The 24,352-nt window shown below is 43.1% G+C and carries 23 protein-coding genes; 20 read left to right on the forward strand and 3 right to left on the reverse strand.

The features are described 5' to 3' along the window. Positions 1 to 25 precede the first annotated feature (25 nt). A complete protein-coding gene (locus G7035_RS09905) occupies positions 26 to 634 on the forward strand; it encodes a pentapeptide repeat-containing protein (protein ID WP_019688903.1) in 609 nt (202 codons plus the stop codon). Positions 635 to 710: 76 nt separating this feature from the next. Here the strand turns inward: G7035_RS09905 and G7035_RS09910 are convergent, their stop codons facing one another. Continuing rightward, complete coding sequence (locus G7035_RS09910) at positions 711 to 1,304, reverse strand: hypothetical protein (protein ID WP_017428635.1); 594 nt, start codon at positions 1,302 to 1,304, stop codon at positions 711 to 713. A gap of 214 nt (positions 1,305 to 1,518) precedes the next feature. On the opposite strand from G7035_RS09910, the gene G7035_RS09915 reads away from it, so the two are divergent. Beyond that, on the forward strand, positions 1,519 to 2,475 hold the full coding sequence (locus G7035_RS09915; RefSeq protein ID WP_013373589.1) for a nucleoside hydrolase: 957 nt from the start codon (positions 1,519 to 1,521) through the stop codon (positions 2,473 to 2,475). Between the two features lie 131 nt (positions 2,476 to 2,606). On the opposite strand, the gene G7035_RS09920 is transcribed toward G7035_RS09915, so the two are convergent. Continuing rightward, positions 2,607 to 3,791, reverse strand: coding sequence for a GAF domain-containing sensor histidine kinase (locus G7035_RS09920; RefSeq protein ID WP_019688902.1), 1,185 nt, complete (start codon positions 3,789 to 3,791; stop codon positions 2,607 to 2,609). Positions 3,792 to 4,159: 368 nt separating this feature from the next. Here G7035_RS09920 and G7035_RS09925 point away from each other — a divergent pair, with 368 nt between their 5' ends. From G7035_RS09925 to G7035_RS09970, 10 genes are read left to right on the forward strand one after another with little or no spacing between them, the layout of a single operon-like run. After that, a complete protein-coding gene (locus tag G7035_RS09925) occupies positions 4,160 to 4,765 on the forward strand; it encodes a hypothetical protein (protein ID WP_019688901.1) in 606 nt (201 codons plus the stop codon). After that, positions 4,749 to 5,261 carry a hypothetical protein gene (locus G7035_RS09930; protein WP_016822743.1) on the forward strand — a complete coding sequence of 171 codons (513 nt, stop codon included), beginning with the start codon at positions 4,749 to 4,751 and terminating at the stop codon, positions 5,259 to 5,261. Before G7035_RS09925 ends, G7035_RS09930 begins: the two co-directional genes overlap by 17 nt. Positions 5,262 to 5,275: 14 nt before the next feature. Continuing rightward, positions 5,276 to 5,653, forward strand: a complete 378-nt coding sequence (locus tag G7035_RS09935; protein WP_017428631.1) for a DUF4280 domain-containing protein — start codon at positions 5,276 to 5,278, stop codon at positions 5,651 to 5,653. Between the two features lie 48 nt (positions 5,654 to 5,701). Continuing rightward, complete coding sequence (locus G7035_RS09940) at positions 5,702 to 8,548, forward strand: contractile injection system protein, VgrG/Pvc8 family (RefSeq protein ID WP_019688900.1); 2,847 nt, start codon at positions 5,702 to 5,704, stop codon at positions 8,546 to 8,548. Next, a complete protein-coding gene (locus tag G7035_RS09945; protein WP_019688899.1) occupies positions 8,545 to 9,993 on the forward strand; it encodes a discoidin domain-containing protein in 1,449 nt (482 codons plus the stop codon). The genes G7035_RS09940 and G7035_RS09945 overlap by 4 nt, the downstream gene beginning before the upstream one ends. 25 nt (positions 9,994 to 10,018) lie before the next feature. Next, entirely contained in the window at positions 10,019 to 11,392 is a 1,374-nt protein-coding gene (locus G7035_RS09950; RefSeq protein WP_019688898.1) for an N-acetylglucosaminidase, read from the forward strand. Between the two features lie 41 nt (positions 11,393 to 11,433). After that, positions 11,434 to 12,501, forward strand: a complete 1,068-nt coding sequence (locus G7035_RS09955; protein WP_019688897.1) for a hypothetical protein — start codon at positions 11,434 to 11,436, stop codon at positions 12,499 to 12,501. A 17-nt stretch (positions 12,502 to 12,518) separates the two neighbouring features. Further along, positions 12,519 to 14,546 carry a polysaccharide deacetylase family protein gene (locus G7035_RS09960; protein WP_019688896.1) on the forward strand — a complete coding sequence of 676 codons (2,028 nt, stop codon included), beginning with the start codon at positions 12,519 to 12,521 and terminating at the stop codon, positions 14,544 to 14,546. A 21-nt stretch (positions 14,547 to 14,567) separates the two neighbouring features. Further along, positions 14,568 to 15,962, forward strand: a complete 1,395-nt coding sequence (locus G7035_RS09965; RefSeq protein WP_019688895.1) for a hypothetical protein — start codon at positions 14,568 to 14,570, stop codon at positions 15,960 to 15,962. A gap of 28 nt (positions 15,963 to 15,990) precedes the next feature. Next, positions 15,991 to 16,137 (forward strand): hypothetical protein, encoded by a 147-nt coding sequence (locus G7035_RS09970; protein WP_016822753.1) that lies wholly within the window; start codon positions 15,991 to 15,993, stop codon positions 16,135 to 16,137. Between the two features lie 251 nt (positions 16,138 to 16,388). On the opposite strand, the gene G7035_RS09975 is transcribed toward G7035_RS09970, so the two are convergent. Continuing rightward, entirely contained in the window at positions 16,389 to 16,736 is a 348-nt protein-coding gene (locus G7035_RS09975) for a hypothetical protein (protein ID WP_016822754.1), read from the reverse strand. Positions 16,737 to 16,816: 80 nt separating this feature from the next. Here G7035_RS09975 and G7035_RS09980 point away from each other — a divergent pair, with 80 nt between their 5' ends. The 8 genes from G7035_RS09980 (at position 16,817) to G7035_RS10015 (ending at position 24,346) form a co-directional block, all read left to right on the forward strand. Continuing rightward, positions 16,817 to 18,277 carry a lipase family protein gene (locus G7035_RS09980; RefSeq protein WP_019688894.1) on the forward strand — a complete coding sequence of 487 codons (1,461 nt, stop codon included), beginning with the start codon at positions 16,817 to 16,819 and terminating at the stop codon, positions 18,275 to 18,277. A 39-nt stretch (positions 18,278 to 18,316) separates the two neighbouring features. Next, positions 18,317 to 18,613, forward strand: a complete 297-nt coding sequence (locus tag G7035_RS09985; protein ID WP_017428620.1) for a WXG100 family type VII secretion target — start codon at positions 18,317 to 18,319, stop codon at positions 18,611 to 18,613. 492 nt (positions 18,614 to 19,105) lie between these two features. Next, on the forward strand, positions 19,106 to 19,450 hold the full coding sequence (locus G7035_RS09990; RefSeq protein WP_013373571.1) for a hypothetical protein: 345 nt from the start codon (positions 19,106 to 19,108) through the stop codon (positions 19,448 to 19,450). A 174-nt stretch (positions 19,451 to 19,624) separates the two neighbouring features. Next, positions 19,625 to 20,698, forward strand: coding sequence for an ABC transporter substrate-binding protein (locus tag G7035_RS09995; protein ID WP_016822757.1), 1,074 nt, complete (start codon positions 19,625 to 19,627; stop codon positions 20,696 to 20,698). Further along, positions 20,698 to 21,627 (forward strand): nucleoside hydrolase, encoded by a 930-nt coding sequence (locus G7035_RS10000; protein ID WP_019688893.1) that lies wholly within the window; start codon positions 20,698 to 20,700, stop codon positions 21,625 to 21,627. Before G7035_RS09995 ends, G7035_RS10000 begins: the two co-directional genes overlap by 1 nt. Positions 21,628 to 21,654: 27 nt before the next feature. Beyond that, positions 21,655 to 22,476 (forward strand): ABC transporter permease, encoded by an 822-nt coding sequence (locus tag G7035_RS10005; protein ID WP_019688892.1) that lies wholly within the window; start codon positions 21,655 to 21,657, stop codon positions 22,474 to 22,476. Between the two features lie 6 nt (positions 22,477 to 22,482). Further along, positions 22,483 to 23,271 (forward strand): ABC transporter permease, encoded by a 789-nt coding sequence (locus tag G7035_RS10010; protein ID WP_013312456.1) that lies wholly within the window; start codon positions 22,483 to 22,485, stop codon positions 23,269 to 23,271. A 16-nt stretch (positions 23,272 to 23,287) separates the two neighbouring features. Then, positions 23,288 to 24,346, forward strand: a complete 1,059-nt coding sequence (locus G7035_RS10015; protein ID WP_016822760.1) for an ABC transporter ATP-binding protein — start codon at positions 23,288 to 23,290, stop codon at positions 24,344 to 24,346. Positions 24,347 to 24,352: the final 6 nt, after the last annotated feature.

The following is a 24,352-nucleotide window of genomic DNA, read 5'->3' on the forward strand; positions in this document are numbered from 1 at the left end:
GGGATAAGGAATAGGAGAGGGAAATATGTTCTTTTATACAGATGAGGTCTATGAAGGCCGTGATTTTGGCTCAATGGATGCCAGAGAAGGCGAGTGGAGAAATTGCGAGTTTACCCGTTGTCGCTTTCGGGGTGTAGAGATGAATGAGTCTCTTGTAGAAGGTTGTACCTTTGTGGACTGTGATTTTACCGGAGCCATCCTGAATGCATCTCACTACAAGGAGTCTGCTTTTACCAATTGTCTATTCACCAGCGCGAATCTGTTTGTAGTCCGGTTTGATAACTGTAAGCTGGTAGGTTCAGACTTTGCAGGGGCAAATATGGATGGGATCACGATTACGGGCGGAGACTGGTCCTATACGAACTTACGTCATGCAGATTTAAGAAAACAGGATTTGCGAAAAATACGCTTCAAGGAAGCTGATTTATCCGAATGCCATCTGGAAAAGGCAGATTTGCGGGAGGCGGATCTTACTCGGGTAAGGCTGCACAAAGCCCACCTTCAAGGAACAGACCTGCGCGGTGCGAAGATGGATGGCGTGAATTTTAAAGATTTGGACATCACCGGAGCTAAGCTAGATATCGAGCAGGCCGTAGCAGTGGCCCGCTCCTATGGAGCCAAGATAGATGGTTAAAAGCACGGAGATACAAGGGCTGTCTCGACCTGTGTTACCCCGTGCTGGAGAATTGGAGAATACTAAGTCTGAAAAATTATTCTTTATGGGATGCCGGCAGTAGCGGAATCGCTGCTGCCGGATTTTGATTTGGCAACTGATCAACTCCCACGGGATCTAGAGGCTGCTGTGGTACTGTCCAGTTGCGTGCCGTATCTGCGGCAGTTTGCTGCTCCAGCAGGCGTTTGGCCACTTCGTAGCACTCATCAATATGCCGGTTGCCAATGGTCCGCATTGCAGTAAAGCCAATCGCTGCGGCTAGTCCTTGCCCCAGTAGAGGGACAAACTTGCTAACCTGCTTGGTGGCGATGCGAATGCCCATTTTCTGCAAAATCTTCACGATGGCTTCTCGGGTGATGAGTCGTCCGATTAGCTTGCTGCCAATTGAAGTGATAAAGCCATACACCATCGACTTTGTTTCTGCATCCAAACCCTCCAACTGCTGCTCAGATAATCCGAATTTTTCATTAATGGCAGGCAGTAGCTGCATCAAAATGCCGACATCAGCAAGAACGTCAGCCCCTGGAATGGGGACCAATACAGCTCCCCCTGAAGCTGCGGCCCTTTTCGTCACCATGGATTTACACTCTTTGCGGATCTGCTCCAACTCTTCTATTGTTCGGACTGTCATATGCATCTCTCCTTCCTACGCTTCCGATTAGGACCCATGCCTCTACCCTGTTATTACACACAATTCTACCTTTTTTAAGCATGGAGCAGATAAAAAAATCCCTGATGCACGTACTATCACACATTTACTCCTGTGTAGCGATCAGGCATAATGAAGGATGGTTGCCGATAAAAGAACAAGCCTGTTTTACGGGGATAAAGGAAGGAAGAGACAGATGAGTCAGACAAACGTTTATTTTAATCATGATGGTGGAGTGGATGATCTAGTATCCCTGTTTATGCTGCTTCAGATGGAACAGGTTCATTTGACCGGAGTATCGGTTATTCCAGCAGATGGTTACCTGGAGCCGGCGACGGATGCCAGCCGTAAAATTATTGATCGTTTTGGACAAAATAAAGGGCCTGTTGAAGTCGCCAAGTCTAATTCACGCGGTAAAAATCCGTTTCCTGCCGCTTGGCGTTTACATTCCTTCTATGTAGATGCATTACCTGTGCTGAATGAATCGGGGCGAATGGAAGCACCGCTTTCATCCCTGCCAGCTCATCAGCATCTAATTGAAAAGGTACGCGGAGCTGAAGGTAAAACGCTGTTGCTATTCACTGGACCGCTAACCGATCTGGCACGGGCGCTGGATGAAGCACCGGATATTGAAGCCAAGATTGAAAAGCTGGTATGGATGGGCGGCACCTTTGAAAAAGGGAATGTGGAGGAGCCGGAGCATGACGGTACCGCAGAGTGGAATGTGTTCTGGGACCCGGAAGCGGCCTATCGAGTATGGCAAAGCGGCATCACAATTGATCTGGTAGCGCTGGAAAGCACAAGCAAAGTGCCTTTAACTCCAGCCGTACGCAATCGTTGGGCTGCCGAGCGCCGATATGAAGGCGTTGATTTCCTGGGCAATTGTTACGCAGGATGTCCTCCGCTCGTGTATAGCGAGACCAACTCAACATATTACCTGTGGGATGTACTGACCACTGCATCTGTAGGACGCCCGGATATTGTCAAGAAAAAGACCGTGCATTGCAGCGTTATCGCAGAAGGCCCAAGTCAGGGCAGAACGGTGGAACAGGCGGATGGACGCCCTGTGAACCTGGTATATGATACAGACCCGGAAGCTTTCTTTACGTATATGGCGGATTTGGCCAAGCAGGCTGCTCCCAAACGTTACTAAATCCAACTGTCCACAAACGTGTGGCATACAGTGATCATACTGCCTAGTGCGTATGCATAGCTAAAACCCGTGACGTTATCCGTCACGGGTTTTATTAATTGGCCCAATATGATCGCAAGCCTACCGATTGTTCAGGCTGACTCCTGGTATATTTTCAGGGTAAACTGGAGCGTGATCTCCGTCCCTCTGCCAGGTTCGCTAATCCCTGTCATTTTACCATTCATTCGTTTCAACAGCTGTTTGGTAATCTGCCAACCCAAGCCGGGATTGTCATATGAGGGAGAGTACCCATGGTCATGCTCAAGCCACAATTTCAGCTTATTCGGAGATATACCAATTCCGGTATCCTTCACCCGTACTTCCAATTCAACCTCAGGTGCATCGGCCACAGATTGAGTGGTCGCAGATAAGATGACTGATCCTGTGCTTGTAAACTTCACTGCATTATCCACCAAATTAATCAGCATACGCCGAATTTTAGCCTCATCCCCGATAAAAATAGGCGAACTGGCAAGATTCCAATCCAGCTTCAATTCTAAATTCCGTTGCACAGCTACTTCTGTGTACAAGCTCAACACATTTTCCATCATCGTTCTCAGGTCAAACGGGTCCTCAAGATCATCAATCTGTCTGGATTCAATATTGCTATAATCCAAAATATTATTCAGCAGCATCAAAAGTGAGCGACTGCTCGACTCCATGATACTCATATATTGCTGTTGTTCTTCTGTTAACTCCGTGGTCAGCATGAGATCCGTGGCTCCCCAAATTTCAGTGAGCGAAAACCGAATTTTATTACTCAGGGAAGAAATCAAATCCAGCTTGTTCATAGAAGAGACTTCAGCATCGAACTTGTCTTTTTCCAGTTCTACCACATAACCCAGAAATACAGCCATAGCCTGAAGAGCCTTTATTTCCGTTTCTGTCAAATGGGCAGATGGCGCATCCAAAACACAAATGGTTCCGTAAGCCTGACCATCTTTCATGTGAATAGGAATTCCTGTAAATGAGTGGTTCCCAATGGTTTTAGTCACATCTAAACCACATGTGTGCGGGTGAGTAGACGTTTCCGAAATGGTGAGATAATCGGCGGAATGGTTCAGCACCAGACTGCAATAGCTAAGCTCAAAAGGAAGCTCCTCACCATTGCGAACCAGTACCTCTTCCCGGTTAAATGAATCTAAAATCACATTGGTAACCCCATCATTAGCGGCAATAAAAATGGTATTTACATGTAAAATATCACTCAGCACATCAATGACGTGTGCGGTAGCTTCTTGAATACTATTATAAAAACCTGTAGGTGAAGTAGTCATGTGTCTCCAATCCTGATGCAAAGTGGTGGTTATCAAAACTCTAGTAGTTTGTGTACCCCATTCCTGGTTCTCTGAAAGTGTTGTTGGAGCGTATCGTTAATTATACATGATTATTTCATTATAAACCGAGCTTTCTACTTCGATTTACCTATTCATTTGCACAAACCTTCATCTCCTAGGTCTAGTCTACAGTTTTTCTAAGAGGTATGGGGTATGCGAGTACACATTTATGAAATCATAAAATGATTTTTTTGGGTTTTTATACATTTGTTTGCAATCTCATCATATGAAAAAAGTGTAATTAAATAGGAGAATAGAACCAGTAAAATCATGTAAATATTCTATATAATAGGTTCAGAGGTGGAATTATGAATAGACTGGAAGCCCTAGATCACTTCCATAAGACCTATGGGGAAGCTGTGTTGAATCAGAAATTACATCAGGTGGCGTCTTTGTATGAGCACAGAAAAGAAGAGCTCATCTTCTCTTTTATCCAGTCCTTTCAATTGATCTGCCTGCAAGCGAATTCTGCAGAAATGGCCAAAATAAGAATCGGATATATTACCTATTCTATGCGGCGCACATATCTGATGGATCGCAATTATAACTATGTCATCGAGGTGTATGGTAAGGATTGGTACTTTGACCCTCAACCTTGGCATGGAACCTATGATGCAGGCTGGGCGTTCAGCTTGTTGGCAGAACTGGAGGACGAACTGAATCAGCTTCGAAAACCTTATATGAATAAGGTTATTCAGCCTGATGTCGAGCGATATGTCCTTCAGGTTGCGTGGGAATTTCATCAATACATTTTGAAATTAGCTAAAGACGCTATACAGCAGGCTGTACAACTCCCTGAATTCCAAGCATTGAAATGCGAGAACGATTTGGAAATAAGAATAGGAGAGTATAAAGGAATCAGTGAGGTGGTGTATCCAACAGCTTATGGAGTACTACATGATTCAACAGGATAATCGTATTACAGAGTATATGTTTCCAGTAGAGACAAATCGTAGACAAATGTTGGAATGGGCAGAACGCTCATTGTGTACTGATGAAGAGTCTATTTTGCAATGTTATGTATCAGGCGATGCGGACTATATTGATTTTATAGAGCAACCAGTAGCCATTGTTTCTGAGCAACTAAAGGAAATCTTTGATATATACCAAGCCGGATTACGCTGGAAGCTGATTGTTTTTGCTGATATGCAGCGTATGCAGCAAACGAGGTATTGGCTGGCTCATCCGCCTAGCCTGATGTGTTTATCACCACTTAGCGAATGTCATAGGGACGGTACACTGAAGAAAATCATTTTAGATGAATATGCAGTCGAGAATCATAAGATATTCAGGGTTCAGCATGCCAATCAGCATATCATTGTGGACCTAGATGTAGCTGAATGTATTTTGAAGTTTAATCTGGCTGGCTTGAAATTACAAAAGGTCGATACGGAGAGGCCGTCTATATAAAGGAGAGTCCAATCATGAGTGAGAGCTATGTAGTGGACGGGGCACAGATACAGTGTACCTATGGAAGTCATTCGGGCAGGTTTAGTGTTTCAGCTAACAGGGGGATTAGTATTGGTGATAAATTGCAGGGGAATATTCAGGATTTTCACCCGCAGACGCATATCCCATCTTTCGGCATGTGCCGTAGTATGCACAATCCTACAGTTTCTTCTGCTAACAAGGGCAATTCTGGAAGAATCATTCCGCAACCCTGCATACCCAGCGTGTCTATGCCTTGGTTGAATGGAAAGAAGGATGTATACGTAGATCAATCTCCGGCTCTGATGAGCTGCTCCACGAACCTATGCATGTGGTGCGGAAAAATTTCATTCACGTCAGATGGGCAGGAATAGCTACTCATTGTAGAAACATCACATGTTAAGACAAATGGGGGGAGTAAGATGGGACTAGCAGGAACTGTGCTGACTTATGGAAATATTAGAGTGAATGCGCCGTATGAAATTGTCCGTCTACTGGATGTTCAATTGACACTGAAGGTAAATGAGCACGGCAAAGTGTACATCACTGCTCTCATACCGGATGAAGATCATGCGAAATATGATGGTTTAGCGCATGATGAGGATGTGCTAGAGGTATACGAGATGGATGAAGATCGAGGCACAGTAAGCATCTTTAAAGGAATCGTCACCCATATTAGAATTGGATTCAAAAATGGTGTATATCACATGTACATAGAGGCAGCCTCTTTTACATATATGCTGGATCGACAACGGAAAAATCGTTCGTTTCAAAACAGCAGCTTGACGTATTATCAATTGTTTCGGGAGCTTATAGATAGCTATCCACACGGCGATTTTATTGACCTGACAGACAGCAACCAAAAGCTCGGCGGCTTTACTATTCAGTATGGGGAGAGTGATTGGGAGTTTCTGAAAAGGATGGCCTCTCATCTGCACACTGGACTGATTGCCGAGATTACATCCGTATTTCCGCGGCTATGGTTAGGTACCTCAAAAGAACAGGTGAAAGGTGAACTGAGCAGCATTAACTTTTCCCTCCAAAAAACAAAGTCAGGCCCCCAGTATACGTATGCTGAAGTGGAGGACACGAAACGTTTTGAACTTGGAGATGTGGTCTTGTTTCGACGAAAGCATTGGGTTATTGATCAGATTCATGCAGAGATGAAGCAGGGCATTATGACATATGACTACGTTCTCGTTCCAGAAGCGGGCATTCCGAGGGAGGTTATACATAATCAGTTTATCAAAGGTGCTTCTATTGAAGGGAAAGTTATTGAATTAAATAGCGAAAACGAATCCGTTAAACTTCACTTGTCCGTAGATTCCACACAGTCCAAAGCTGAAGGGTGCTGGTTTGCTTACCCCACTATGTATACCGGTGATGGGATCGGCTGGCATTGCATGCCCGAGCTTGGGGATCATGTCCATTTGTATTTTCCATCCAACAAAGAAAAGGAAGCTCGTGTAGTTCAATCCCTGCGTAAGAGAGACTACACAGGAGATGAAATCAGCCAGCCATCCAGAAAGCTGCTTCATACCAAATCACAAAAAGTGGCGAGATTCGATGATAAGGAATTGGCCCTCTCCACCCAGAAAGACAAGATACTTGTACGCTTAAATCCTGCATCTGGTATTCACGTGTACAGTCATCACGATCTTACCTTTCACGCCGATACAGACCTGGTGCTGCATGGCAAAAAGGTACAGATGACCGCTACTCGCGAAATATCTCTGACGTGCAAAACCAGCTATATCCGAACCGATGGAACACTTCATATCAAGGCTAGTAAGTTCATGAAAAATCAGATGCCTGATGCCGAATTGAAAGCTTATCAATCCCTGATTCAAGAATTGAAGGGGAAGGGATATCCACAATGGGTACAGGATTTGCTGCTTCAGTACAAAGCCGACTACTACAAGGCCGTGGCAGCAGGGGACAAAAAGGGGGCCAAGGAAGCAGCGGCCAAGGCCAAGCAATTGCGTCAGCAGGTGGCAGAAATAGATCGTATGCCTGCCTGGGCCAGAGCGCAAATGCATGGATACACGTCCCAATGGTGGGAAGCGCATGGCGCAAACGACAAGGCCAAGCAAAAGCAGATGCATCTTCTCGCCAACCAACTGCGTGACAACGTGCTAATCAACGAGCTGATTCGTGGTCATTCAGCCAAATCCTATCTGGATGCGAATCGGCTGGAGGAACTGTCCGGGCAATACGCAGATGCGGCCCATAAGCTGACCGTTGCTGACCAAAAGGCTATTGCTAAGGAAGCGGCCGCTCTGCGGAGTAAGTACGGGGTGAACAGTCAGCTTGCCAGAGAGAATTTGAACAAGCTTGCCAAGAAGTATCCAGACAGCTTCTCGTACAAGCTACCAACTACAGGCGATTGGGATAAAGAGCTTAACGCCGCACTGCATGATTTTGCGAAAAAATACGGCCTGGAGAATAAGGACTATGGTCGGGATGTACTGGCCGTATACCTGCATCAAGTAGCCAATGGTATTCTTCCATGGCCTAAGGTTAATAAGGCTGCAACGCCAGCAGCTCCAACAACGAAAACGGAACCGGGCAAGAAGACGCCGACTACTCCTGATAAACCGTCGAAAGAGGAAACGAAGCCATTAGATCCTAAGGATTATAAAGATGGATTGGTAGCGGTGAAAAAGATTGAAAGCTATATAAGTAGTAAAGGCATAAAAGGTAATCAAGCCCGGGCTCTGTACAGAGTAAACGATTATACCAATAACAGTATCATTCAAAAGAAGCTGTCCTCGAATCGTAAAGCACCGCTTGTGTTTTTCTTTGAAGGGGATGGTTCTTATAGTTATAAACAAGAAGACCACCCGGAAGGTCGATATGGAGCAATGGTAATTGTGGTGATAGACGGCGAGATTAAGTATACAAGCAAAAATGCCAGCACACTTCCTGATTATGAGAGCAAGTATAAAACGGTTAAAGATGGAGTATATGAGTTTGTAGGCGGGTTGCATTTGAGTACTTATCCTGCTTTGCGTATTCGGAATGGTGCACCAGTTCCAGCAACCAAAGGAAGTCAAAAAAAGGAGTGCACAGCAGAAGGTGTAAATATACACCAGGGCTATAATGCTGATAAAAAGCCTAAACCAACTTCGACAGCTTGTATAACGGTTCATAAAGACGAGTATGTCAGATTTCTGAGTTCAGTAGGCGTGGTGAAGAACTCATTAAATGAAAAAGCTAATCCTGTAGAAGGATTAGCTATTCTTGATCGGAAGGATAGAACAAAGTGAAGATAATCAGAAGCATATTAGTCATTCTTTTTTTAATTATGTTGTCAGCATGTAATGCTTCTCCAAAAGACCCCACTTCCTTTTCTTCGAAAACAGTAGGTGTGACTTCAGAAGCGATAGCATCATCTAATAAAGATAATAAAACGGAGCTTGTTAAGGAGAAAAATAAGAAAGAATGGGCTGTAACGATAGAAGAAGGCAGAGAAGATCCTGAAACCTATTTAGTTCAGCTGGAAGGGACAAAAGTCGAACGGTTCTTAAATGCCAAGAAACTGATTAGTCTCCTACAGCCGAAGGAGGATAAAGAGAAATATCGAGATTCCTATGTAGATGTAGGGAGAGTTCAAGAAGATGGGGGTCAAGTCGCATTCGTATTAGATTTATTTAATGAAGCGAAATTAATAATACAGATTTATGATTTGGATTCGGGTAACAAAGTCAATGAATTTAAACTACCTTATAACCGTCCGGTAATTTCTCCTGATTTAACCAAGTATTTATATGAGGATAAAGATAGAACGTATATATATGATACGGTAACAAAACAATCAACAGCTATTCATTTAGATGGAAGTTCTATAGATATAGATGACATTCATCTAGGACAATTTTCACCAGATAGTACCCAGTTTTGTTTTACCGACAGCCAGCAGAATCTTGTCATATTTGATGTATCGAATTATAGATTCATTAAGAAAATCCATATAGATTCTGGTATGGCGATAGTCAACCAATGGACTCAGAAGAATCAATTAATCTACTCTATTGATTCCATGTCTGTAAATAAAACGTACTTGTTAAATTTAAATAATGAAGAGCGGCGCCTTTTAGGCAAGGGGATGGAACAGCCCTTAATGTCTCGAGATGGTTCGGAGGTATGGTTTGAAAAGTTAGATTCGCCATCCAACTATAAACTGAATATAAATACAGGTTTAGAAAGTAAAGTCGCATCTATCACTATAATTAATGAAAATATGGCGACACCTGTGCAGTGGTTTTACACCGCTAATGACTTTTCTAAGTATGAAAGTGAGATAAAAGTGCATCAAATTAAAGCTTCATCGACTCTGCCAAGTAAAGGCACGCAAACTTATGACGCCAAAAATTTGGTAGATAGAGATTCATCTACTGCATGGTGTGAAGGCGTGAACGGCAACGGGGAAGGAGAAACAATAGTATTAGACCTAGGCTCTTTACAAAAGGTAAATGGCATCCAAATTATTAATGGATATGCTAAATCTGAAAAAAGTTATCGGGAGAATAATAGAGTTCAACAACTAAAACTGGAATTCTCGGATGGTTCCTCTCTAGAAATGAATGATTTTAACACACGTAAAAAATTTAAGGAGCCTATTCATACCTCATTTATCAAACTTACGATTTTATCAGTTGAACGTGGAACAAAATATCAGGATACATGCATTTCTGATATACGGCTTTTCTAGCATTCTTACAAAAGGGAGATAGCCTATGAAATGGAAAGAGCCAACGTTTGGTGCAACCCCTATGTTGAAAGCTTTAACAACCGCTAATGCACGCAGAAAAGCACAGGCTTTTGATCTGGTGGCAGAACAGAAGAAACAGAAACTGAATTACCCCGAATGGGCCCAGTCCTGGCTGCGTAAATACAAAGAGGACTGGTACATCGCTCAAGCCAACGGTGATGAGGTAGGCATGCGTAAAGCGCAAAAGCTAGCAGAGGGGCTGCGAAGCAAATTACGTGAAATGGCCACATTCCCCAAGTGGGCTCAAGAGGAAATGAAAAAAGAAACAATCCGCTGGATGACTGCAGAGGCAAGCGGGAATATCAGGGAAAAGTTAGCTGCTGAGAAGGCGGGACGAGCCATTCGAGAGAAGTTGGGGCTGATTGATACTAGTATTAAAGAGCCACCAAAAGAACCAGTTACCAATAAATCAAAGGATGGTTCTAAAACTGAACAAGCACCTCCTGATAAATCAGGAAATGATAGCTTTGAAGCTGAGCTTGCTAAATTTCCGGAATCATACAGGCCAGCTCTATTAAAATTACACAAGCAGCATCCTTCTTGGCGCTTTATAGCAGAAGAAACAAATGTAGATTTTAATAGTTTTCTCAAGGCAGAAATGAAAAATGGACTGGTGTGTACGGAAGTAGACAAATATGGATATTCACCGTCTTGGAGAGACCCTAAGTTCAAATATGATAGAGGATATAACGCTGCTTCTCCTAAGGCAGTTTCATATTTTTTAGACCCGCGTAATTTTTTGACTGAGTCTCGTGTATTTCAATTTTTGTCGGGAAAGTATGATAAGAACACCCAAAATAAAGAAGCTGTTAATAAAGTGCTAAGCAAGAGCTTGGCTAATAAAGGGGATGTATTCTTAAAGGCAGGTGGCAATGAAGCGAGTGCAGTATTTTTAGCAGCAAAAGCTATGGTTGAATCAGGAGGCGGAACTTCAACTTTAGGTAAGGGACAGGTTCCGGGATATATCGGATGGTACAATATGTATGGCATTGGCGCAAACGATGGGAGTGCGCTCAAAAATGGTGCAAAAAAAGCTAAGTCAGAGAATTGGAATTCTGTCGATAGTGCAATAATTGGCGGAGGTAAATGGATTTATAGGAATTATATTAAAACAGGGCAAGATACGCTTTATAGCTTAAAGTGGAATGTAAATTCCTTTAGGAGTAACGGAACTGTTAGTAAGCAGTATGCCACGAATATTATGGATGCTTATGTAAAATCGGATCGCTTTTCCAAGGGTCTTAAAACCGTAGATGCACCTCTTACTTTTAGAATACCCGTATATAAGAATATGCCTGCAACGGCTTGTCCTGAACCTACACAGGCTTCATCAAGGTAATCAAGCTAGTATAAAATAGGCATTTTGAAAGAAGGGAAAGTGTGATTAGTGATAAGTTATTTGCACTCGTTTTAGTTGTTTTAATTCTTAGTGGTTGTGGTGTGAATAAAGAGGCTGAGGTAAAAAATATCGCTCCTAAACCATCTACATCAACTGTTGTTAGTCCTGAGATAACGGAAGGTACTAGTAAAGTTACTGTGGAGGATACTAGGAAAACTAATGTGCAAGATTCTAACACCTTAGATCAGTTTATAAAAAAAATTCAACCCCCAAATGAGCAGCTTCAAAAAGTATTAAAAGAAGATTTGGACCGTGATGGAAAGCCGGAATATGTGCTTGCTTTTGGATTAGAAAAAGGGGGGATTGACAACATATTTGTAGTCCGGGAGGATGATGGCTATCACATCATTGGTAAATTAGAGGACCCAGTTATGGTTGCACATCTTAATACAGACATGAAAATTATGAAGCTGGATCAAACAGAACAAAAATTTATAGTTGTATATTCCACTAGCGAAGTGGATGAGGCCGAAGGATTCTCTATATTTACTGTAGACCATAACCGAATTAGCAACCTGAATTACAATTATCCAGAAGCAACAGGGCAAGGGAGCAGGAAGCTAGAGGACATTAATAAAGATGGTGTTTTTGAGGATGTGAGTTACTACCGTTTTCAGGATACTCAGAAACATACAATAATAACTTATCAAAAATTCGACAGTACCGGACCCGAAAAAACAAAAGTACTATATGAAAATAAGAATAAAAAATTTGTATATCCCACGGATCCCAAAGACATTATTCAAAATTATTTGGAGGATCATTATCTTAGGAATCGCTTCTTTATACACTTGCCTGAAATGGCGGAATTTATTGCTTTGTCAGCAAGTCCAAAAAATAATTTTGAAAGTATCATAGATTTTTCCGCTATGGACTATACAGGATTAGACTTGAATGTAAAAGAGATTGCTTATGAGGCTAATCAGCGGGTGTTTTTGGTAAAGAGTAGCTCAGAAGAAGAGGAATCAAACCAAGGACTTGTATTTACGTTAGAAAAGCAGTCAGGCATGTGGAAGATTATGAATATAGAGATGAACGATAAATTGTAGAAAGCGTGATCTCCAGCATGAGTTACTTGAAGTATGTGCGAATTTGTTACGTGCTGTTATTACTCATTTCCTGTGTAGTGCTGAATGGATGCATGAAGGGACAGGATTCTCCAGCAACAGAAACAAATCATACACTTTCTCTCCAAAATGACGTTAAAACGATTTCTTATTCAAAAATGTTGGATGTGTTAGTTCAAAAACTTCGTATAGTCAACGATGAGAATAAGGATTCTGATATCAGACAAAACAAGCTTGAGGAGTTCACACAGGAACTTAATTTGTTGTTAAACGAGCCAGAAAGTGTAGAGATGAAGGATGGAGAATTAGTAGAAAAATTCGATAACAATCTCACTATCTTAACAAAATCGTTTCAGTTAAAAAGTGGGCAGCTAAACGTTAGGGTTATGAATTATAGAGCACCTAAAACGCTGACAGGTACGATCGGAGATAAATACACATTTATTCAGTGGTGGAGTTCGAAGCAACTTGTACACGCCCAGATCATTGAGGATGGCGGGCCAGAATTGACTACAGACTTTGTGGTTCGAGATTCAGACCAAGGAATACAGTTGTGTTTAGGGGGACATGTTTCCATATATCATCCAGACCCCGTATTTATTGATTTGTGGGAGTTGTCTGGACAAAAGTGGACGCAGAAAAGTATAGATGTAGGTAAGATAAAGCTCCCGGATGCGTGGGAACTGAACAAGGATACGAATGAGCCTATTATTATCGAGAATCGACAACATGATAGCATGAGTATCGAGGTTTTAGACCACGGCGATGGTTTCTTAATAAACAGTGATGATTCTGAACAAAACCTTATCATTGAGTTCTCCAAAAGTGGAGAAGTCCGTATTGATTCCGAATATAGCATCGCCTCGAATACTCATGGTGAACCGCAAAGCTATGAGCTCACTCGAGAGAAGTATTCAAAAAATGGGATCGTGATTAAATACCCTCAAATTACAAAACTCAAGGATATTGCAAAGCAAAAATCTTTAAACCAAATTCTTAAGACTGATGCTTTAGAAGGGTTACAAAACTATGCGGATTCCAATTCTGGAGTTCATGTCGAAATTGATTATGAGATCAAACGACAAAGTGAACGATTCTTGAGCGTTCAATATAAGGGTATTCGTTATGTGAAGGACGCAGCCTATCCTACTCATATGTTTTATACGACGAACCTGGATATGAAGCAGGCTTCAAGGATAGGATTGAGGGATTTGGTAAAAGTCGAGAAACCTTTTGTTGAGCTTATAAAAAGCGGGAAGATTACAGCTGTTCAGCCGGAGCAACAAGGATTAATCGGTGATTTCACAAAAGATGATTTGGTGCAATTGTTAGCAAACGCAGATGTAACCAAAGGTTCGCTTGCGGAAGTAGAAATGGAATCGTTTAGTTATCTCACAAATGATTCGTTGGGGATGAGTGTACCTATGGCTCATGTAGTAGGGGACCATGCGGAGTATGAAATTCATTTTGCACAAATTCCAGAGAATATCAGGCAGAATAAAGAACTATGGAGTGAGCTAAGTTCTGTTGAGGATCAGTCTGTTTCCACAGTTGGCGGTGAAAAATTGGATACCGACCAATATGAAATTGAAGAGTCGCAGTCTTTTCAAACTACTCTCGAAGGCTTTGGAAAAGTACGTTTTGTATCCACATATGGGTATCCAGAAGGTTTTCGTAAATTCTTTTTCTTCCTACTGGATGACCAAGGACATATTCTATATCCATTCCCCAATTTCTACGGGAACCGTGAGTGGGTTGCACGTTACGGAGGAGTAGAAGCAGTGGCCTTCAAGGATGTGAATAAGGATGGATTGAAGGATGTTATCATCATTGCCGATGTTGACAACGGGATTCATGGGCCTGGTAGAGTTGATGAATTCCCTATAGCGGATATTTATTTTCAGAAAACAAATAAAACCTTTACCACGATCCCTGCATTAGATGAGACTCTTAACGATCAGGGACATAATCAAACCATTCAAGATGTCGTTCAATATGTAAGCAAACAACGGATAAACGTAAATTAACCGATAAAAGGGAGCGGTAACATGGGATATCCAATCATCAAGTATAACGGGACGGTTTTATCTCTTAAAAACCCGAAAGTTAAAGTTGTACAGAAAATGAATGAGCATGTGAAAGTCTTTTTGACAGGTGTGTTAACGGGTGCCCAAATGGAAGAATATACAGATCATATGGAAGCAGGGGCGAAGTTAGTTGTATCTTATGTGAATGATGATCATAAACAGATTGTATTATTTCGAGGATTAGTCGCGCAGTTTAGAATCAAGTTGGTGTCCAATGTAGCCCATTTGGTCGTCGAAGCTCTATCCTATACAAGCCATCTGGATGAAGTGCTTCATAGACAAACTTTTCAAAATGTAAAGATGAAGCTGCAAGTATTGCTCGAGCATGTGCTCAAATCCTATCCCAAATCCAATTGTACGAGCCGCTTAAAAGATCAGCTTTTACAGGAATTTACGATGCAATTCGACGAAACAGACTGGTCGTTTTTGAAGCGTATAGCGTCTCGACTCGGTTGGGGACTGATACCTGATCCGATTGGAGAAAAACCTCAGTTTTATTTTGGATTACCGGATGGTGCGAATCAAGGCGAGCTGAAACAGTATAACTACTCCATGACCAGAAAAACCAAACCAGGTTCCGGCAAGGACGACAACCTTTTGTATTATAAAGTGCAAACGACAGGAGCCAAAGATGTCCTACTGCAAATTGGGGCTGAGGTTAAATTTAAAGGGAAAACTTTATACGTCCTGCAGTCTGTGGCGTTTATACGTCATAGTGCTTTGTGGCATGAGTATGTGCTGACTACAGCGGATGGAATGAAGCAGGATTTGATTGTAAATGAGAGCATTCGTGGCATCTCGTTGAAGTCCAAGGTCATTGGAATCGAGCAGGATCATGTGAAGGTTTTCTTTTACGAAATGGACAAGGTCAAGCCGAACGTAAAGGAAACCTACGCGTTTCCAACGGCTACATTTTATACATCGGAAGGAAATACAGGATGGTACTGTATGCCGGAGTTGTTTGACTTTGTAGACATTTACTTTCCGACCGCTAAAGAAAAGGACGCCATCGTAACTCATTCAATCCGCAAGAGATCCAAAGGGGGCGACTTTATTAAGGACCCGTCCACGAAGATCTTTATGACCAAGTACCGCAAAGCCATTATATTTGAGAAAAATGAAATTTTAATCACGGGGAACGACGATGAAGTAGTGATTCGACTGCTAGATGACCACGGCATCGAATTGCGGAGTAAAAAGGACATCCGTGTTAAGGCTGATGGAAACCTAGTACTCAATGCGGGTAACACCATACAAGTCACAGCCAAAGATGCCATTGGTTTAAAATGTAAAACGAGTTTGGTCGAAATGGACGGAAACATCAAAATGACTGGAGAAAAGATAAAGACGCAGTAAATAAAACCACCAAGGGAGGGGGAAAAGCATGGCTAAAGTAACTACAGGAGCAATCGTGAATGAGAAAACGCCGACCCAGGAAGATATGGTTCAAGAATGGAAACGTAAAATAAGCAAAGGCGAATATCCTTTTATTTATATAAATCAGCCTCTCGCTCAAAGTGAAAAACGGTAAATGTGTCAGGCAACGAGTAAACAAGGCTCCTTAGGAGCCTTATTTCTATGTTCATCTGTGCAACTTTCACCTAACATACAGTTACAAAGACCTATTCCGCCCAAGCTATGTACTATGACCAGAAATACTGAATTCAATGACTTTATACTTATTTTTCCTCTCGACTATATCACTCGTAAATAGGATGCACTATAATTATACTACTTCTTAATTTGGGAAAAATTAGACGTTAACATTTATAATAGCCCTTCTCAGGAAGAAGGGGTCTTGTATTTGGGAACTTCGCTGTCGATAAACCAATCTGGCCCAGAGACGTCGATTACTTCTTTGGTTTTATAACTGTAATAAATAGTAATTTTGCTGTCTTCGTGACCTTTAATGTACCCATACAGATATATTCTTGAGTGGATAGCCGGATCGTCCACAACATAATCTTTTAGTATGAAATCAGCATTATAGTGTTCTTTAATAAATTCCACGCCGATCGGAGTGGCGACGTCTACTAATTCTTTTTTCTCTTTGTCGGACAAGCTGGAACAACCTCCTAAATACATAATAATTAAAATAAGTGCCAGAATCAGTTGGATTTTTCTGTTCAAGTTACAATTCTCCTTTTCTGGTAATCACCTTTTTTCATAACTCTATAATATATTTACACAATAGACAAGGTGGGAATAACTTGACCTACATTAACGACAAAACATATTGGACCATTGCAGATAGAGTGTATGACCGGGATTTGACTGCTAAAGATGCTAAGAGCAGAATTCTTCCTGACTGGAAGATTGTTGAACCTGAAGGTGCTATGCTGCATGACACAAACGGTTCTGGATTCGATGCGACGGTATTCCATAACGAAAAAACCAATCAGGTGATCATCGGTTATAGGGGGACAGAACCTCCAGATCGGCCCAAGTGGAGCGTGGCGATGGACTGGGGGACGGACATCAGCGATGTCGTCGGAGGACGCGCAAAAACGTTGGAAGAAGTCCATCATTATTATGAAAATAATAAGGCAGAGGTGGCTAAACTCTCACCACAAGTACAAAGTGCATTTCTTCAATATGAGGAAAAGTACCAGAATAATCAATTCACACAAGCCCAAAATCTATATGATGTCGTAAAAAAGGAATACCCCTCTGCTGAAATATCTACCACAGGCCATTCTCTGGGAGGAGCAGAGGCAGAGTATGTGGCGGTACGGAACGGGCTGTCTTCAGTCAGTTATAATGCACCAAGCATTGTACATCTATTACCGGATGATCTTCAAAAGAAGGTGGAAAACGGCGATTTTCAAAAGACGAATGTTGCCTATGTCAATCCGAAGGATACCATCGGTTCAGGGGTTAAAGATGCAAAACCACATGTGGGTACAACCTACTTTATAGACAATGATTATAAGACAGCTAATGCAGCCAAAATCACTGTTCCTGTTTCATTACCAGTCGAAAGAGAAAATAAATGGGCCAACTTTTTTTTGGGACCCAAATGGACTCCCATTGTTTATGTCCCAATTACGTTGCCCATGATGCAGCAAGATGCAATTACCAAGTTCTATAATTCGGTATTGGGTGAAGCAACGCATAGCATGGATCATTTCACATTTGATGAAAATGGCAATATTAGCAATCCGCTGTACACCATGGATGGACAATTGGTAGAAGGAAATCCGCGGGTCCAAGCGTACGAGCAAATGCTGGCTGCGCAGGCAGAGCTCAAGCAAGTTATGGGCGATTTGGTCGAACGCTACGGTGGACAACTGGGTGCCTTCGGTCAGTTTGCTGCTAATGCCCTAGGTGTGAATTTGATGGGAGCAGGCCAACAAAATGGCCGCGCTAATGGTGGAGCTTATTTTGTAGGCAACAAAAATGGGGGTACAATTCAATTAACACCTGAAGAGCTAAAGCATGCGGCTAATCAGATGCGCTCTAGCTTGCATGGATTTTCTAGTGATACCCGTGCGTCCATTCAGTTATTTCAGGCTCATATCGGAACAAGTGAAAGTCAGTCTTTGACCCCGCTTGCGCATAGTGCTACGGCGACACTGGATCGAATTAATCGCTGGTATCAGGAATCGATTACAGAGATAGCAGAGTACATCGATCGCAAGGGTCAGGAATTTACGATGGTGGATCAATAAGAAAGAGCAGCTGGAAGAACACAACGGGAGGCGAAAGAGATGAGCAGAATATCTTTGAGCCTGGGGGATCTGCGGAGGGCTGTACAGCAGTGCGAGCAGCTAAAGCAAAGACTTCAGCATCAGGAGCAACAGATGAAAACTATATATAGTCGTCTGCAAGACTGGCGGGGTGAATCAGCTGCTGAATTAACACGCAAAATGGAGGCGTTCCTCCAAGGAACCACATTACGGATACACGAGTTGGATGAGCATAAAGAGCAGTTGAAACGTTATATTCGCAAAATGGAAGAAGCTGATCGGCGGGAAGAAAAGCGCAAACGAGCAGCACAATGGTGATTAGGCGTATATCATAGCTAACTTTATGTTGTTGTGCCAGCTACATAACTTAAAAGAACCGTACTATCGCTAGGGGACTTCTGCGGGGTACGGTTTAATGGTGTGTACATAAAAAATACATATATAGTAGAAGAAAAAATATCACCCGAAATGCGAAAATAGCATCTTTGGAGTCTGTAGCTTGAAGTTGCTGTTATTTTGGAGCATTGTTGTACGGGCTACAGTTAATGTAAGTTTCATCTGATCAATGGAAATAGCTACTTATTTCCTTTCGTTGTTATCAGCCCTTTGGTAGGATGGATCTAAACCGAGATTTTTGAAGTCGGTAAGTGTAAAAAATGTTCTAAAGCTACAAAGTTCGACATATTGTTCGCTTTTTCGCGATGTATACTATTGAATCAGGGATTTTAGTTTGCTATTTATCGCATATTTATGTATAATCTATCGTGTTGAAAGATTGATTGTACGTAATATGCTGATGAGGGTGGGTTCATGACGCTGCTCGACAGTAACGAAAGCAAGAAGCGGATGTGCCAGATTTACAATGAAGTTTCAAAGGAACTGTTCGGCTTCGGGACCACGCTGTTGCGGGCCACCGTTGAGAACAACATTGTTACCTTTGTAGCGAAGCACCGGCGTTCTCCACGCTCGGCGGCATTGGAAGTGGAAGCCCCCGGCTTGAAGCTGGAAGTGGATTTCCGAATGTCCATGCTGTACAAGAAGAGACTTCGCGAGAAGCTGATTGAGGATATGGAGCTCGATATAGAAGCTTTACTGCGCGATTATGATTCAGCAACGCAGTGGGCCATTACGAACATCATACTGAAAGAATCCTAATAAAATTGGATATTCGGCTTTTCGCTTCGGATCTATCTGAGGGGAGAACCTGTTATAACGCGCAGCGGGATCAACTTATTCTTTGTTTACGAAGAAAAGTATTCTTGTTTTACAAGAGTACTTTTCTTTTTTGTGTCATAAGGTGTGCAGAATAAAAAACAGGGGGAGTTTCATATGAAAAAGTGGTTTAAAGGATTTATGGCTGTGACCTTGGCATCTGTGGTACTGGCAGGTTGCGGCAGCAATGCTACTGGTGGTCAGGCAGATGGAAAAGATGGCTCAGCTGATGGGAAAAAGAAACTAGTTATTTCCACATGGGGCTTCTCCGAGGACTTTTTTAATAAAGAAGTGTACGCGCCTTTTGAAAAGGAGCATAACGTTGATATTGTTGTAGAAATCGGAAATAATGCGGAGCGATTGAACAAAATCAGTCAAGGCAGCACGGATGTCGATCTGATTTATCTGTCTGATTATTATGCCCAACAGGGGATTCAACAAGGGCTATTCGAGAAGTTGGATCGCAGTAAAGTGCCGAACTTGAACCAAATTTATGATATTGCCAAAGCACCGCTGGGTGAGGAATATGGACCTGCTTATACAGTTGGACGCCTCGGTATTGCCTATAATCCGGAGCTGGTGAAAAAAGATGTGAATTCCTGGGCTGATCTGTGGGGCACTGAATTCAAAGGAAACGTGACTCTGCCGAATATTACGGCAACGGCTGGGCCGATGATGGTGGATGCGGCCTCCAAGGTAGCGGGCAGCAAGGAATTTAATGAAGACCAAGCCTTTGGGAAACTGAAAGAGCTGAGTCCGAATATTGTTAAGTTTTATAGTAAAACGTCTGAGTTCGTAAACATGTTTAGCCAGCAGGAAATTGCGGGCGGTCCGATTATGGAAATGTACTTCAAAGATTTGCAGGCAGCTGTGCCAGGGGCGAAATTTGTGGCTCCTAACGAGGGTGCCTACGCAGTAATGAACACAGTTAATGTAGTAAAAGGGTCTGACCAGAAGGAGCTGGCTGAGGAGTTCATCAACTGGCAGCTGAGCAAGGAAGTTCAAGAAAAATCCGCCAAAGCAAAGGTTGATTCTCCGGTGAACACACAGGTGGTACTGTCTGGTGCGGATACAGAGGGAATTACGTACGGTGCAGATGTAGTGAATAAGCTGACCAAGCTGGATATGAAATTCGTTAACGATCATATCAAGGCATGGACAGATCGCTGGAACCGGGAAGTTGCACAATAATGAAAAAGATCATATTAGATGTAGATACAGGCATTGATGATGCGTTGGGTATTTTACTTGCGGCCAAAAGTGGTCAGCTGGATATCCAAGCGATTACTACAGTATGCGGTAATGTTTCACTTAAACAAGCAACACTGAATACATGCAAAATCCTCAACCTGCTGGATAGACCGGATATTCCGGTCTATCGGGGGGCAGAGGCTCCATTAATACGCAAAGGTCTGCACGAGCACCGTGTTCATGGAGAAGACGGCATCGGAGGCGCATTGAGTGGAATAGTCCCAGCCATCTCTGCATCCGAAGGTTTCGCACCGGATATCATCATTGAGACTGTGATGGCTCACTCGGGGGAAGTAACGCTGGTTTGCACCGGACCGCTCACCAATCTGGCGTTGGCGCTGCTGAAGTGTCCCGATCTGACGGATCACGTCCATGAGGTCATTTTTATGGGCGGCGTTATTCACGGATGCGGTAATATCACACCTGTAGCGGAGTATAACATGTACGCTGATCCTGAAGCCGCACGGATCGTATTTCACGCAGGATTTGGTCGATTGATACAAGTGGGGCTGGATGTAACACGGAAGGCGCTGCTGACTGCCGATCATATTGCTCGTCTGACCCGTCCAGAGATTCGTAATTATGTAGCTGAAAGCACGGCCGTGTATACTAAGCGTTATGAAGAACGCAACGGCGTAAAAGCGTGTGCGCTTCATGACCCGCTTGCCGTAGGTGTGGCATTGAATTCGAGGATAGTTGATACGACGCTGTTATATGTCGACGTGGAAACCTCCAGTCGCATATGTGACGGACAGACGGTAGGCGATGTGCAGAACCGCCTCAATCATAGTCCCAATATGACTGTGTGCGAACAGGTGGACAGCGAAGCTTTTCTGGAACTGTTTATCCAGGTGCTGAACAAGGAATAACATTTTGATAACCGCAAGGAGCTACCCATGAAGAAAACATACTTGTATTGGCTGCTGCTGCCAGGTTTGCTCTTTCTGGCGGTGTTCATGGTCATTCCGATTGTGTTGACGATCGGTTCGACCTTCGTACAGAACAGCTCATTCACCTTAGAAGGCTATCTCCATTTCTTCAAGGACCCTTATTTTCTGAAAATATTGCTGACTACGCTGGAGGTCAGTGTCGTAACGACTCTCGTATGCGTATTGCTCGGTTTTCCGACGGCTTACTATATTTCACGAAAGGCCCCGCGTCGTAAAGGGATTTTGCTGGCGCTGGCTATCTTCCCCTTGTTGACTAGTCCGGTGGTGCGATCATTCAGCTGGATGGTCATTTTGGGTCGCAAGGGGTTATTAAACAACGTGCTAATGAGTTTAGGACTCGTGGATGAGCCGCTGAATATTTTATACACCCCGGCAGCGATGATTATTGGTCTGGTCCATTTGTTTTTGCCGCTGATGATTATTTCACTAATTGGTGTGCTTGAAAATATCGACGGTGATCTTGTCCATGCTGCTCAGAGTCTTGGAGCTTCCAGATTCAGCGCATTCTGTAAAATTGTATTCCCGCTGTCTGTTCCGGGTCTGATCATTGGAAGCATTCTTGTTTTCGTGGGCAGCCTGACCGCTTATACGACCCCAGCACTGCTGGGAGGAAAACAGCGGGTTATCGCTACATTTTTGTATCAAAATGCGATGACGCTTAACGACTGGTTTTTAGCCTCTGTTATCGCAACAATTATGATTGCTATTACATTTATCGTGGTCGGTCTCTTAAATAAGGCGGCCCATAAACTCAATCCGAAGGGGTAGGTGGATATGCGGGAGAAACATTACGGACTAGGCTTCTTTAGCCTGCTGGTCTTCATCTTTCTGCTCGGTCCGCTGTTGATCATATCGGTCACTTCTTTCGAGCCGGGCACGGTATTAAAATTTCCTCCGCAGGGCTTTTCCTTGCGCTGGTATGAAAATATTTTTGAAGTGGATTTGTTTATGTCTACGTTCAAAACGTCGATTGTCGTCTCTCTGCTGGGCAATATCTTGGCGTTGTTAATCGGTATGCCAGCCGCTTATGCACTTAGTCGGTTTTCCTTTCGCGGGAAGGATGCGCTGAATGCCTTGTTCCTTTCCCCGTTACTTATACCAGGTATTGTGCTTGGTTTTACACTGCTGCGTTATTTGATCATTGTGTACCATTTACCGGTATACGCTGGACTTTTGATCGGGCATACGGTGATTATGCTGCCGTTCATTATTAGAGTCATTGCATCCAGTTTGTCTAACTTTGATTTTGCGATTGAGGAAGCAGCGCTTAGTTTGGGAGCTGGACGGCTGGAAACCTTTTTCAAGGTGGTTCTACCCAACATCCGCTCAGGTATTATTGCGGCTATCCTGATTGCCTTTCTGGAATCATTCAACAATGTCGACATTTCCGTCTTTATGACAGGACCGGGCTTCAGCACCCTGCCTATTCAAATGCTGACTTACGTCGAGAATTACTTTGACCCGACGATTGCAGCGATCTCGGTTATGCTGATGATTTTAACGGGTATCCTGATGTTCTTGATTGAACGACTGATGGGATTGTCTTACTTCACTAAAAGGTAATGGAGGCTTCAACCTTATGGCACTGCTTACTCTGGATCGCGTTTCGGTCGCTTATGACAACCAACTGATCTTGCAGGATTTCGATTTGCAGCTCGAACGGGGGCAATTGCTCTCGTTGCTCGGACCGAGTGGTTGTGGCAAAACGACTACACTTCGTCTTATTGCAGGATTTCTCGAAGCTAAACAAGGAACATTTTTGTTTGGTGATAAGGATTATACCCGGGTTCCAGTGAATAAACGGAACTTCGGTTTTGTATTTCAAAGTTATGCGCTTTTCCCGCATTTGTCAGTTTTTGATAATGTAGCCTTTGGTTTACGCTTGCGTAAAGTAAAAGAAGATGATGTAAAACGACGCGTTATGACTATGCTGGATACGGTGAGCCTGGGGGGATTTGAAAAACGTTTCCCCGGCGAATTATCAGGCGGGCAGCGTCAACGTGTGGCGATTGCACGAGCGCTTGTAATTGAACCCGATCTGCTGTTGTTTGATGAACCTCTGAGTAACTTAGATGCTAACCTGCGTGTGAATATGCGCGTAGAAATCCGCCGTATTCAACAGGAACTGGGCATCACTACCGTATATGTATCGCACGATCAGGAGGAATGTTTTTCGATTTCTGACCAGGTTGCGATTATGAATAAGGGGAACATCGAGCAATTAGATGCTCCATCGACCATTTTTAAATATCCGACGACCGAATTTGTCGCCCGCTTTATTGGGTTTAATAATTTTCTAAGCTTTGACGAGCGCACTGAAGAAGGGGAACGTATTCGATTGAATACAAGCGACCTTTCGTTTAGCGTAGTGCGTAATCAGGGTACAGTCCAACCGGGTGCTCGCCAAGGCGCTATTCGCCCGGATGATTTGGTCATTCGAACTGAAGGCAACGAGACAGGAGAAAATGAGCTTCCCGGTGTCATTAAGGTAAGTACGTACCTAGGACGCAGCTATCAGTATGTGGTAGAGACAGCGAAAGGAAACTTTACGGCTAATCAGGAAATGGATACGCCTTACTTGAGTGGTCAACGGGTTACCCTGCATTTTCCGGCAGACAAAATGGTGCTGGTCCAATAATCAGCG

Origin of the sequence: Paenibacillus polymyxa, assembly GCF_015710975.1 — a bacterium.
Classification (GTDB): Bacteria; Bacillota; Bacilli; order Paenibacillales; family Paenibacillaceae; genus Paenibacillus; species Paenibacillus polymyxa.

Coding starts and splice junctions, on each gene's coding strand:
- G7035_RS09905 (WP_019688903.1), top strand. CDS start 26: ATGTTCTTTTATACAGATGAGGTCTATGAAGGCCGTGATTTTGGCTCA.
- G7035_RS09910 (WP_017428635.1), bottom strand. CDS start 1,304: ATGACAGTCCGAACAATAGAAGAGTTGGAGCAGATCCGCAAAGAGTGT.
- G7035_RS09915 (WP_013373589.1), top strand. CDS start 1,519: ATGAGTCAGACAAACGTTTATTTTAATCATGATGGTGGAGTGGATGAT.
- G7035_RS09920 (WP_019688902.1), bottom strand. CDS start 3,791: ATGACTACTTCACCTACAGGTTTTTATAATAGTATTCAAGAAGCTACC.
- G7035_RS09925 (WP_019688901.1), top strand. CDS start 4,160: ATGAATAGACTGGAAGCCCTAGATCACTTCCATAAGACCTATGGGGAA.
- G7035_RS09930 (WP_016822743.1), top strand. CDS start 4,749: ATGATTCAACAGGATAATCGTATTACAGAGTATATGTTTCCAGTAGAG.
- G7035_RS09935 (WP_017428631.1), top strand. CDS start 5,276: ATGAGTGAGAGCTATGTAGTGGACGGGGCACAGATACAGTGTACCTAT.
- G7035_RS09940 (WP_019688900.1), top strand. CDS start 5,702: ATGGGACTAGCAGGAACTGTGCTGACTTATGGAAATATTAGAGTGAAT.
- G7035_RS09950 (WP_019688898.1), top strand. CDS start 10,019: ATGAAATGGAAAGAGCCAACGTTTGGTGCAACCCCTATGTTGAAAGCT.
- G7035_RS09960 (WP_019688896.1), top strand. CDS start 12,519: ATGAGTTACTTGAAGTATGTGCGAATTTGTTACGTGCTGTTATTACTC.
- G7035_RS09965 (WP_019688895.1), top strand. CDS start 14,568: ATGGGATATCCAATCATCAAGTATAACGGGACGGTTTTATCTCTTAAA.
- G7035_RS09970 (WP_016822753.1), top strand. CDS start 15,991: ATGGCTAAAGTAACTACAGGAGCAATCGTGAATGAGAAAACGCCGACC.
- G7035_RS09985 (WP_017428620.1), top strand. CDS start 18,317: ATGAGCAGAATATCTTTGAGCCTGGGGGATCTGCGGAGGGCTGTACAG.
- G7035_RS09990 (WP_013373571.1), top strand. CDS start 19,106: ATGACGCTGCTCGACAGTAACGAAAGCAAGAAGCGGATGTGCCAGATT.
- G7035_RS09995 (WP_016822757.1), top strand. CDS start 19,625: ATGAAAAAGTGGTTTAAAGGATTTATGGCTGTGACCTTGGCATCTGTG.
- G7035_RS10000 (WP_019688893.1), top strand. CDS start 20,698: ATGAAAAAGATCATATTAGATGTAGATACAGGCATTGATGATGCGTTG.
- G7035_RS10005 (WP_019688892.1), top strand. CDS start 21,655: ATGAAGAAAACATACTTGTATTGGCTGCTGCTGCCAGGTTTGCTCTTT.
- G7035_RS10010 (WP_013312456.1), top strand. CDS start 22,483: ATGCGGGAGAAACATTACGGACTAGGCTTCTTTAGCCTGCTGGTCTTC.
- G7035_RS10015 (WP_016822760.1), top strand. CDS start 23,288: ATGGCACTGCTTACTCTGGATCGCGTTTCGGTCGCTTATGACAACCAA.